Consider the following 11,509-nt stretch of genomic DNA (forward strand, 5'->3'; position numbering starts at 1 on the left):
TGTTGACTGTTGACTGTTGACTGTTGATTGCCTTCAGATACTAATTAATCCTCGTCTGCTTCATCATCATCATTGGTCAATTTTTCGCCATCACCCGTCAATTCTTCGTCATCAAACATACCTGGTTTGCGATCGATAGAAAGCTGATTTAACAGTGTCAGCATTTTATCACCGCGTTCCAAAGAACGGTCTTCGAGAAATATCACTTCCGGCGTGCGGCGCAGTTGCACCCGTTGGCCCAACTGGTTACGGACATAGCTAGTTGCTGATTTCAAACCCTCCATAGTCTCGGCTTTCGCCTCATCAGTACCGTAGATACTGACAAAAACCTTTGTATGCTGAAGGTCTCCCGAAACAATTACATCGGTAACGCTAACCATACCCGCACCTACGCGATCGTCCTTGATTCCATTCAGCAACATCAGGCTGACTTCCCGCTTAATCATTGAAGCTACACGCTCAATGCGACGATTTGTAGCCATATCAACTATCCCCTACTTTCAGATCAGCCATTTTCTATCAATTATTAGTGTGACACAAAGCTGTAGGGGGAAGTTCTGCCAAAGTGCGCCACAATGAATTTTGGCGACGCTAGCCGTGCCACGATCGCCAATAAAAGCATAAAAACTATGGAAAAAGAATTTACAATCGGTCAAAAAGTCCGAGTTGTGGCGATGCCGCCTTTCGTCAAAACTGCCGAACCGATGCCGATGCTGCGGCCTGCGAATGTAATTGCGATCGGCGCTGAGGGTATTGTACTCGATCGGCGTCCCGGCAATTATTGGGGCATTCGCTTTGAAAAAGGTGCTTTTCTCTTAGACAGTCAGTACATCGAAGCTGCTATTGACAGTTGACAGTTGACAGTTGACAGTTGGCAGTTGGCAGTTGGCAGTTGGCAGTTGGCAGTTGGCAGTTGGCAGTTGGGCAATTCTCCCTCTTCCCTCTTCCTTCTTCCTTCTTCCTTTTTCCTTCTTCCCTCTTCCTTCGGTCAACTGTCAACTCTTCAACAAGCTAACTTGCCCTTAAAAGCCAAAGAATCAACCGAAAATTCTCCCAAAACTTCCTCTGCAATAGGAGAGCATAAATTACAACGTTGAGGCTTTCCCAAAAAATAACCTTGAGCGTAATCTACCCCAAGCTCCTTAAGTTTATCCATAACTGCTTGACTTTCTACATACTCGGCAATAGTTTTAATTCCCATGACGTGAGCAATTTTAGTTATAGCTTCCACCATGACAATATCAATAGGATTCTCTGCCAGATGCTTAATAAAATTGCCATCTATTTTGATATAATCAACAGGCAAGTTTTTCAAGTAAGCAAAAGAAGACATCCCGCTGCCGAAGTCGTCTAAGGCAAACTGGCAGCCGAGTTCCTTGAGTTTCCAAATTAAGCTGGCTGCTTTGCTGAGATTCGCGATCGCCACGGTTTCGGTAATTTCAAAACAAATTATTTCTGGCGGTATTTGATAGATAGAAAACTGCTCTTGAATAAAGTCGATGAATTTTTCTTCGTTAATGCTATCCCCAGAAAGGTTGATTGAATAAAGGCTGCGATATTTGTCAAATGAAGATTGTGAATTAGACAAGGAGCAGCAAGTAGGCAAGGTTACTATTTTATCGCTTTCTTCTCCGGGGTTTTGGACTAAGAGATTTGCCGTGAAAGTTTGAGATAAATTGCTAAATAAAGTGCGAATTACCCAGCGATCGATCGCGTGCATCAAGTTGTAGCGTTCAGCCGCGGGGATAAATGCCATCGGCGACACCAACTGACCGTTTGCAAGCTGGAGGCGGAGCAGGATTTCGCCGTGGGTGCCGGTAGTGGGAGAGTTGAGCAAATGTACGATCGGCTGAAAATACAAACGAAAGCGATTCTCTTCTAAAGCTTGATTAATTTGTACTACCCACTGAGTTTCGTCGCGCTGTTTGATTAATTCTCGATCGCCCGCTTGATAAACCTGCACCCGATTGCGGCCTTTATTTTTAGCAGCATAGCAGGCAATATCGGCCGCGCTCAACACCCCAGATGTCGATGCTGTTTTGGGATTAATTGCCACCAAACCGATACTAACGCCGATCGAAAAAGTTTTGTCCTGCCACCCAAACCGGAATTCCTGAATGCTTTCTAGCAGCAATTTTGCAACCTCTAAGCCCTTTTCAGGTAGACACTGGTACAGGAGTACGGCAAATTCATCACCGCCCAGACGCGCTAAAATATCGGTTTTGCGGATATTGCTTTTAAATAGCAGGCTGACTTGGCGCAGCAGTTCGTCCCCTGCAATGTGACCGTTCGTGTCGTTAACTATTTTGAAGCGATCGAGATCCAGGTAAAGTAAAACGTGTTCTTGGCCGTAACCTTGAGCGCTGTGTAGGGCGTGTTCTAGCTGGTACTCAAATTCACGGCGGTTGACCAATTGCGTCAGGGGGTCGTGAGTTGCCTGCCAGGTGAGTTGCCGAGCTTGAGTTCGCACTTGGGTGACATCTCGGAACACAACGACTGCCCCGACAATTGTGCCGTTGCTGGCGTGGATGGGGGCAACGCAGTGGTCGATCGCAAATTCGCGATTGTGGCGGGCAATCAGTAAACTGTTGTGTCCTTGGTCAACAATTCGACCTTCGTACAAAGCGATTTGGGCGATATTTTCGATCGGTATCCGGGTAGTTTCGTCAACTATTCTCAGCACACTGGCGAGGGGCAAACCTTTAGCTTCCGAGGTTGACCAACCCGTGAGTTTTTCGGCAACTGGATTGAGGGTAGAAATACAGCCGTCGCTGTCAGTAGTGATGACTGCATCGCCGATCGATTGTAGAGTAACCTGAGCGAGTTCTTTTTCATCAAAAAAGGCTTGTTCCATGCGCTTGCGATCGCTAATATCCCGCTGCACAGACACCCAGTGCGTGAGGTTCCCGAACTCGTCAGCAACAGGGACGCTGTTGAGTTCCACCCAATAAGTTGAACCGTCTTTGCGGTAGTTGATCAATTCCAGGCGCAAGGGTGTTCGGCGAGAGAAAGCGCGGCGAATTTTGGCAACTTGAGCCGCGTTGCTTTCCGGGCCGCGCAAGCAACTGGGGGTTTGTCCGATGATTTCTGCGGGTAGGTAGCCCGTCATTTGGGTAAAAGCTTCGTTGGCGTAGATGATGCTGGGATCAGAGATCTCGCTGTCTCCGGCATCCATAATTACGATCGCATCGTTAGCGTTAACTACGGCAGATTCTAGCAATTGCAGCCGCACCTCTGCCTGCTTGCGGGTAGAAATTTCGCTTTCTAGTCGGGTGTTAGTCAAGCTGAGGGATGCGATCGCCCTTTGCAATTCCCTAGTCTGTTCTTGGACGTTTGCGTGTAAAATGTCGATCGCCCCGGACATTTCCATCGGGTCAAGTACGCGCAGCAAACTGCTTTGAGTAACTATTCCCAACAGTTCTCCGCGTTCCCCGGTTACTACCAACCTGCGGACTAAACGCTGCTGCATTTCCTGATGAGCTACCCACAGCGAGTCTTCTGGCTTGAGACTAAATAAGGGGCTACTCATCACAGTTTGGGCGATCGTCTGCGACAAATCTATATCTAAAGCTTGAAATTCCACAATATCCCGTTCTGTGACTATACCTACTGGAATTGGGAACGGCAAATTCATCGATAATTCTGTTGATGCTGTAATTACGACGCAGCTAACGCGGTGCTGCGCCATCAACTCAGCTAAACTCAGAACAGACGCTGAGCGAGGCGCTTGAATGACTTCTGCGGTCATTACTTCTTTGACGCTGTGCATTTTTAAGATATTTGCCGGTTGCACCATTGCTAGGCGAATGCTTTCCGGGGTAATTACTCCTAGGAGTTGACCGCTGCGATCCAATACTGGCAGGTGGTGAATTCTGTGTTGGCTGAGCAGAATTAGGGCGCTAAAAATGTCTCTATCTTCACCATTTGTCAGCGTTGCCGTCGGCTGTCGCATAACTTCTGCGATCGTAACATTTTTTAATTTTTTGCCCGATGCAATCAAATCGACGAGATCCCTCTCGGTGAAAATTCCTTGCAATTGAGAATTTTGAGCAGATTGCGGGTCTGATTTTTCGATAGATGATTCCACAACAAAGACGCAGATACCTCTAGCATCTCTAACTGGGCTTGAGGTTACCGGATTTGCGATTTCTGTTAGTTGTTGGTAGATATCGGTTGGTGAAATGTCTGGGTTGAGAGGGCAACTTCCGCGCCGTTGGCCCATCAGGGTAATTACTTCTGCTAGTGGGGTATCGGGCGCAACTGTCAAGGGGGAGCAATCAATTACTTGATCTAAAGTCGGCAGATACTTGGAGGAATCATTTTTGAGCATATTGAATTGATTTTTGCGATCGCGCTGACTCTGCGAAATTCCCAAAAAGCGCTGCTTTCCAAGCAATATGTGGATTTTTACAGCGCTGCTGAGACATAATTAAAATTTATTGTTAAAAATGCACCCGATCTTTGGTTGGGGATCTGGCCAGTGACGGCTCTCGCTCTACCTATAAAGTTATAAGCCGATCTTTATTTTAAGTTAAATTTTCGGTCTCGTGACACTTTTATTAAAAATAGTGTATTCGTTTTGAATTTTTTGCGATCGAGCTACCTGCTAAAACTATCGATCGCGTTGTCAATTAGATCCTTCTTTAGAAAGACACATCGGCGGGCAATTTTAGCTAATATAGAAGATGTTACTACAAAAAAGCACTGTCTTAAACTTTGGCATTGTTAAGTTTTGCGACATTAAATTTTGCGAGCTTTTGGAAACCATCTGTGCGGTGTCAGGGGCAATCGATATCACAGTAGAGATGTGATATCGATTGCAAGCTAGGAAAACAACCGTGGTAAAATTGTAGATATAAACAGTAGAACTTAAACACATAATAGGCAGAGGAAAAAAATATGAAACGCCATCTATTAACAGCTACTCTTTTAATTGCTCCTTTACTGTTCGCAGGCCCGGCTCGTGCCGAAAATCCGGCTCAAGTCAAGCAGTTACTCTCAACCGGGCAATGTTTTCAGTGCGACTTGTCTGGAGCAGATTTGACCGGGGCTCATTTAATTGGTGCAGATTTGAGAGAAGCAAATTTGAAAGGTGCCAACCTCTATCGCGCTAACCTCGAAGGTGCTGACTTGACGGGGGCTAACTTGACTGGTGCTAACTTAACGGCAGTTTTCCTGACTAACGCCAGTTTAAATGACGCAGACCTCGATCGGGCAAATCTGACCGCCGCCATCATCAACACCGTTGACGTATCCGGCGCATCAATGGAAGATATGACCATTACTGATGCCAAAATCTACAATACCCAAATCGGTGTCGGCGGCAGCTACGACCAGTAAACTCTTTTTAAAGAATGCAAAGCACCCTTTTTCAGTTAAAAAACCCGGTTTCTCCCCAGAAACCGGGTTTTTAATTGATACGTCGTATTTGGACTCAGATGCTATAGCAACCGCCAAGGCGGTTATGGCATAAACTATAAGTAGTCCCAATTACTCGTGTGCGATCGTATAACTATCGATTGCAAATTTCTCGGCAACCGCTGACCGCAAACGTTAGACAGCAAAAATACTTGGGAAGTGTAGCATGAATTTACAACACCTAAAGTGGACGAAAAACATTAAACCCAAGGGGGATGAACCTTGGGCATATGAACAATTTGGAGTGGATAGTCTCTTTAAGCTAGCTTGGAGAGATGGTGAATCAAATGCCAGCAAACCTCAACGAGAAGACCTAATTTTATTGAGGCAGAAGGGTTTCGTAACTCATCTAGTTAAAGTTCTTGATTACAAGCCAGAACGTGAAACTGGTCAAGGCGAATTTGATATTTATCGAATCGTAGAGGTACTTTGGGTCATTTCCTGGAATGATCCGTCTGTCTTGGCAAAAGCGGATGAAGTTTTCGGATATTCAGAAGTTCTCAATTATCAAGGTGGCAATGTGATGAAGTTAGAAAACATTATTCTCAGGCACTGGGAAAGTAAGGGTGGACTTGAAGCCTTTCGGAACCATGTGCTTCATCAACTGAATATAGCCTGAATGCTGCTAACCGACACTAGCAATAATCTGTCCAATATCTTTAGGAGTTGCACCTGTTGCCAACATTGCTCGAACTTCAAGAACTCACCGATCAGCCGATCGTGATCACTCAAGATGGTGTTCCCGTTATGGCGGCAATCAGCTACAACTATTTAACTGAACTCCTCGAAACCTTGGATATTCTCACCGATATTGAATTCGTTACCAAACTTCGCCAAAGCATCACCCAAGCAGATGAAGGCAAAACTGTTTACTGGGAAAATGCTAAAGCCAAACTGGGACTATGAAATGCGAAGCAAATTCAATCGAAACCGTCAAGCGTTATATTGATGCACGAAGAGATTAGGCAGGATAAATCCTGCAACGCCCTTTCATCCCTGGACTAAAGTCACAGGGTTTTCAGGGTATTCTTTATAAGTCCTGAGTTAGAAATGGGGCAACCTGTGTTACCACATTTCTCCTAGAACCCTAAATCCACAGCAATTCGGTGCGCGCACGCAAATCCAGAAAACGCCACCGCATTTAAACCCTGTCCCGGAAACGTACTATCGCCCACACAATACAAACCAGGCATAGAAGTTCGATTAAACGGCATTCCCAACAAACCCATTAACTTCTGCCGGGGAATCGGCCCATAAGTTCCGTCTTCGCGGCCCAAAAAGCGGCGGTGAGAACGCGCCGTCCCCACTTCCATATAATCCAAACCAGCATCTAAACCGGGGAAAATTGTTTCTAATCTGTCAATAATTCTCCCGGCGGCCTGTTCTTTTTTCTCTTCGTATTCCTGCGGCGAAAGTCCTTCCCACTCTTCCATCCAACTCGAAGTAAAAGCGTGAACGATGTGATATCCTGCCGGAGCTAAATCCGGGTCTAGCATGGTCGGAATTGACACCAAAACAGTGCCCTCCGGCGCTTCCATTTTATCCCAATCTTCTAACAAAATGTGGTGGCAGGCAGTACCGGCCGGGATGACGCTGGCTTCGACTCCCAAATGTAAACTCAAGAAGCTGGGGGCTTTTTGATAGCGCTGCTGCCATTTCTTCTCGCTAGCTGGCATTTCTTCAGCGGGCAGCAATTTCTCGAAAGTATCCCAGCGCGTGGCGTTAGAAACTATTCGCTTAGCGCGGTAAACTTCGCCGGTTACTAGCTCGACTCCGACAGCGTGACCGTTTTCTGTGATAATTTTTTTTGCTTTAGCTTTGTATTGAATTTTCCCGCCGCATTTTTCTAATCCTTCGACTAATTTTTGGGCAATTTGACCGACTCCGCCTTTGGGATAATTGATGCCGCCGTAATGTCTGTCGGAAAATACCATTCCGGCGTTAATCATCGGCGTCAAGTCTGCGGGTACTACAGACCAGTAGTAGCATTCCATGTCGATAAATTTCAGTAAAGTAGGGTCTTTTATGTAGCGCCGCGCAATGTCGCCAGTATTTTGAGGCAGATATTTTACTAATCCCAAACAGGCTAAAGGATTCTGAAAAAAGACTCGAACTAGATATCCGGGTTCTTCTAGGGATAGCAATTCCATCCCGTTGAGACAGTTGAAGACGCTCCAGCATTCGCCGTAAAATTTCTGGATTCCTGCGCGCTCGTGAGGGAATCTGTCAATTAATTCTTGCAAGTATTTGTCATAAGGCTGGGGAACTTCTAGATCCAAGCCGTTGGGTAAGTGATAGTGAAGCTGTACGGGGTCGGGAATTGTTTCTAGGGTGACGTTGACTGCTTTGAGGGCGCGGGTGAGGAGGTTTGTGGTGCCGCGCTGTCCGAATCCAAATATCATGGAGGCTCCGACATCAAATCTGTAGCCTTCTCGATCGAAATATCCAGCACTACCTCCGGGAATTGTGTAGCTTTCGAGCACTAAAACTTTGGCTTTCTTAGCGGCTAGCTGGGTGGCTGTCACGAGTCCGCCAATGCCGGAACCGATGACTATCACATCAAACTCTTGCTCTGTCGGGCCGGAGTTGGGAGAAAATAACTGGGATTGGGTAGGAGCTGACATTAGGTTAAAAATCTTAATATTTTTATAATTTTACAGTCGATCGCTCCAGAAGGAAGAAGTTCGGCAACGGATTATGTAACGGATTTCATTCAGTTGACAGTTGACAGTTGACAGTTGACAGATGAGTGCGACCTCTACCTAAAAGGAAGGGGATTGGAGTAATGAATAATTTTCTTTTAATTTCTCGCCTTTAAGGGTTCCGGCTTTAAACCAATTGTTTCTGGTAAGGAAGACCGAAGTTAGGCAACCGATAATTCCCTATGCCCTATGCCCCATGCCCCATGCCCTATGCCCCATGCCCCATGCCCCATGCCCGATGCTTCAAAAAGAAATGCTTAAAAAAAAATGCGAGAGCAGTCTACCATTGCCGACTGCCCTCGTCTGCCGATCCTTTGAGAGGAGAACACTAAAATGAATATAGCCTTGTTGCTAACTAATGTCAATACTATTGGCAAAATATTTCAATAAGCTGGTCTTGAGGTTGGCAAACCAAGGTAGTGATACCATTTGAGATTTGAGATTTTAGATGAAAAAATTGAAGATTGTGATAAGTTGCACAGAGCGATCGATCGCCCGTTCATGAAGTCCGCCCCTACGGGGGCTACGCCAACGAAGACGATCGCACCGCAGACTATTCCTCAAACCTAGCAATCTCCCCAATTTCCTCATGGCTCTGCAACTGCGCGTTTACGTTCCGCCCCATCCGTTAATCAAGCACTGGCTGGCTGTCGCCCGCGACGCCGCCACCCCATCGGTACTTTTTCGTTCTGCGATGACAGAATTGGGACGCTGGCTGGCTTACGAAGCAATTCGAGATTGGCTGCCGACAGTGGACACAACGGTGCAGACGCCGATGAGCGAATGTCCGGCGACTTTTATCAACCCGGAAGCTCCGTTAGTTGTGGTACCGATTTTGCGGGCGGGTTTGGCATTGCTGGAAGGAATTCAGACGGTGGTACCGCTGGCTTCGGTTTACCACCTCGGCATGGCGAGGAATGAGGAGACGCTGGAACCGACTTGTTATTTGAATAAATTGCCGGCGCAGTTTAACCCGGAAACGCGGGTGATCATTAGTGAGCCGATGCTGGCGACTGGTGGGACGATTGTGGCGACAATGCAGGAGTTGACTGCACGGGGAATTGACCCAAATTTGATTCGGATTATTTCTGTGGTGGCTGCTCCTCCGGCTTTGAAGAGGCTGAGTGCAGAGTACCCTAGTTTGATTATTTACACGGCAACGATCGACGAAATGGTCAATGAACAGGGTTTTATTGTACCTGGTTTGGGTGATGCGGGCGATCGAACTTACGGTACTTAACCAGTTTTGGTAAAAGCAGGCACATAGAAAGTTAAAATCAAAACTAGAAGTCAAAAATAAATATTTAGCACTCATTGCCCGTGAAACTTGATTCTTTACCGCCAAGCTTGTCTGCTTCTGACTCAGTAAACCCCAATTCCGATTTGCCACCACAGTTACAACTACAAAAACTCAAAGAGACTTCTGAGATTTGTGCTGCTTTAACCCCGGAGTCGGCTGAACTTTCAGTGAGTGCAAATCCTGATATTTGTCAGGAAGAAAAGGGACTGAAGCCGAAGCACTGGGCAATTTTTGCCTCGACTTTTGCCACTATTTTTTTGGCTGAAATTGGAGACAAAACTCAACTCGCGATTTTGCTGATGACGGCTGAATCTCGGAATCCTTGGATTGTGTTTGCGGGTGCGGGTTTGGCTTTGATTGCAACCAGTTTGTTGGGAGTTTTGCTGGGAAGGTGGCTGGCGACTCGAATTGATCCGAAAACTTTGGAGAAGGCTGCGGGAGTGATTTTGCTGGCGATTTCGGCGGTTTTGCTGTGGGAAGTATTGAGTTAAACGATTTGAGATTTGAGATTTGAGATTGAAGAATTGGAAATTACTCATTATGTGTGGGTAAGTCGAAAGAAACCCGGTTTCTGGCTGCATCTTTGGGTTAAACCGAAGATTTGGGAGAGAAACCGGGTTTCTGGGAGCCTGTGGGTAAGTTGCAAGAAACCGGGTTTCTGGCTACATCTCATGGTTAAACCAAGGATTTTGGAGAGAAACCGGGTTTCTGGGAGAGTGTGGGTAAGTCGGCAAAGTCAACCGGTGCGCAGTGCACACCCTACAGATACTCTTACTCTAGATTAACGAATAACTAAAAAAACATGGATTGGCAACTTCTAGGAATAACTTTTATTACAGTGTTTTTGTCAGAGTTGGGTGACAAAAGTCAATTAGCTGCTATCGCCCTTGGTAGCAGTTCTAACTCGCCCAGGGCTGTATTTTTCGGCACTGCGTCGGCGCTGTTGCTGGCTAGTTTAATCGGCGTTTTAGTTGGACAAGGTACGGCAGAGGTGTTACCGGAACGATTGGTAAAGACGATCGCGGCGATCGGATTTGCGGTGATGGGTTTGCGGTTGCTGTGGCCAAAATCTGATGAGGCGGAAGCTTCCGAGTAGGATTGATGATGGCTAAAATTCCCAAAAATTAACGGCGGGTGTGCATTCACGCCCGCCGCTAATTTTTGAGTTTTTTCTCAACTCAACCTCTAAGCATTGTGTCGGTTAAACTTGGTTTTGGTAGCACCAGCCGAGGAGAGTAGCGCCTACAGACAACTTGATGGCTTCTAAGACAAAATATCCTTGGTGCAGTAAATTCATGCCGGCGGGAACTTCTGCTGCGGAGTCGAACAGATTTAGCTGCATTCCCAGGGCGCTCATTTGAGGTGTGAGGTTGTAGGTGTCAATCAGGGCGATCGCCAGAAGTACCAATGATAATATGATTGCTGTGCGGCTGCGCTTGCCGAAATCGCCGAATAAATTGCTCAAAACCATTAAACCGGTTGCTATCACGCCCGAACAAATTAATTCAACGCGGTTGAATCCCCAAAACATTAAGTTTCCGGCTGTGACAAATTCGGGAGATGTCATCATGCCCGATACAAACAGGCTAGGCATAATTACTAGGTCGATAATCAGGCTACCGCTGAGCCAAAAAATTAAGGCTACCATGACAATTGCTTGCCAGCGAGGTCTGATTGATTCCACTCTTGATGTAATAGCTGTCATATATTTAGACCCTCATAAATTTTTTTCTGCCTTTCCTAGAGCTTAACTAACTTTTTCCTAAAATCGTGTTAAGTATTTTTAAATTAATGGTAACTTTTGTGTAACTGACTGAGAAGTATTGTTAAGCTGGCTGGCGATCGCCCGATCGAACAGTTTAAAAGTTCTGGCGATCGCATTATTTATGTCATTGCGAGGAACTAAGCAACCGCAAAGTCTATTTTTTATTAGTTCTATAAAATTGTAAAGTGCGTCAGCAGCGGATTGTGCGATCGATAATTAACGGCTCAAAGCTGACGCACCCTACCAACTAAAATCGTGTTAAGTATTTTTAAATTAATGGTAACTTTTGTGTAACTGACTGAGAAGTATTGTTAAGCTGGCTGG

13 protein-coding genes are annotated in these 11,509 nt (G+C 46.0%); 8 read left to right on the forward strand and 5 right to left on the reverse strand.

Going from position 1 to position 11,509, the window contains the following annotated elements; translation table 11 throughout:
• Positions 1-44 precede the first annotated feature (44 nt).
• Entirely contained in the window at positions 45-482 is a 438-nt protein-coding gene (rbfA, locus tag QUB66_RS02325; protein WP_332966277.1) for a 30S ribosome-binding factor RbfA, read from the reverse strand.
• A gap of 147 nt (positions 483-629) precedes the next feature.
• Between rbfA and sipA the strand changes: the two genes are divergently transcribed.
• Positions 630-854, forward strand: coding sequence for a regulatory protein SipA (sipA, locus tag QUB66_RS02330; protein WP_265233279.1), 225 nt, complete (start codon positions 630-632; stop codon positions 852-854).
• Here the strand turns inward: sipA and QUB66_RS02335 are convergent.
• Positions 816-992, reverse strand: coding sequence for a hypothetical protein (locus tag QUB66_RS02335; RefSeq protein ID WP_332966275.1), 177 nt, complete (start codon positions 990-992; stop codon positions 816-818). The two genes, sipA and QUB66_RS02335, sit on opposite strands and share 39 nt — an antisense overlap.
• Positions 993-1,003: 11 nt before the next feature.
• Positions 1,004-4,369 (reverse strand): EAL domain-containing protein, encoded by a 3,366-nt coding sequence (locus QUB66_RS02340; protein WP_442923266.1) that lies wholly within the window; start codon positions 4,367-4,369, stop codon positions 1,004-1,006.
• 530 nt (positions 4,370-4,899) lie between these two features.
• Between QUB66_RS02340 and QUB66_RS02345 the strand changes: the two genes are divergently transcribed.
• The 3 genes from QUB66_RS02345 (at position 4,900) to QUB66_RS02355 (ending at position 6,324) form a co-directional block, all read left to right on the forward strand.
• Positions 4,900-5,340 carry a pentapeptide repeat-containing protein gene (locus QUB66_RS02345; protein WP_332966273.1) on the forward strand — a complete coding sequence of 147 codons (441 nt, stop codon included), beginning with the start codon at positions 4,900-4,902 and terminating at the stop codon, positions 5,338-5,340.
• A 244-nt stretch (positions 5,341-5,584) separates the two neighbouring features.
• Complete coding sequence (locus QUB66_RS02350) at positions 5,585-6,037, forward strand: hypothetical protein (protein ID WP_332966271.1); 453 nt, start codon at positions 5,585-5,587, stop codon at positions 6,035-6,037.
• 56 nt (positions 6,038-6,093) lie between these two features.
• Positions 6,094-6,324 carry a prevent-host-death protein gene (locus QUB66_RS02355; protein WP_332966270.1) on the forward strand — a complete coding sequence of 77 codons (231 nt, stop codon included), beginning with the start codon at positions 6,094-6,096 and terminating at the stop codon, positions 6,322-6,324.
• Positions 6,325-6,497: 173 nt separating this feature from the next.
• Here QUB66_RS02355 and crtH read toward each other — a convergent pair whose 3' ends face one another.
• Complete coding sequence (gene crtH, locus QUB66_RS02360; protein ID WP_332966268.1) at positions 6,498-8,042, reverse strand: carotenoid isomerase; 1,545 nt, start codon at positions 8,040-8,042, stop codon at positions 6,498-6,500.
• Positions 8,043-8,549: 507 nt separating this feature from the next.
• Here crtH and QUB66_RS02365 point away from each other — a divergent pair.
• The 4 genes from QUB66_RS02365 to QUB66_RS02380 all read left to right on the forward strand — a co-directional run bounded on the left by QUB66_RS02365 (position 8,550) and on the right by QUB66_RS02380 (position 10,516).
• Complete coding sequence (locus tag QUB66_RS02365) at positions 8,550-8,690, forward strand: hypothetical protein (protein ID WP_332966267.1); 141 nt, start codon at positions 8,550-8,552, stop codon at positions 8,688-8,690.
• 19 nt (positions 8,691-8,709) lie between these two features.
• Positions 8,710-9,360, forward strand: coding sequence for a uracil phosphoribosyltransferase (upp, locus tag QUB66_RS02370; RefSeq protein ID WP_332966266.1), 651 nt, complete (start codon positions 8,710-8,712; stop codon positions 9,358-9,360).
• Between the two features lie 80 nt (positions 9,361-9,440).
• On the forward strand, positions 9,441-9,911 hold the full coding sequence (locus tag QUB66_RS02375; protein WP_332966264.1) for a TMEM165/GDT1 family protein: 471 nt from the start codon (positions 9,441-9,443) through the stop codon (positions 9,909-9,911).
• A gap of 311 nt (positions 9,912-10,222) precedes the next feature.
• Positions 10,223-10,516, forward strand: coding sequence for a TMEM165/GDT1 family protein (locus QUB66_RS02380; RefSeq protein WP_332966263.1), 294 nt, complete (start codon positions 10,223-10,225; stop codon positions 10,514-10,516).
• 105 nt (positions 10,517-10,621) lie between these two features.
• Here QUB66_RS02380 and QUB66_RS02385 read toward each other — a convergent pair whose 3' ends face one another.
• On the reverse strand, positions 10,622-11,125 hold the full coding sequence (locus tag QUB66_RS02385) for a hypothetical protein (RefSeq protein ID WP_332966261.1): 504 nt from the start codon (positions 11,123-11,125) through the stop codon (positions 10,622-10,624).
• Between the last annotated feature and the right edge of the window lie 384 nt (positions 11,126-11,509).

This window comes from Microcoleus sp. A2-C3 (assembly GCF_036706065.1).
Taxonomy (GTDB): Bacteria; Cyanobacteriota; Cyanobacteriia; order Cyanobacteriales; family Microcoleaceae; genus Microcoleus.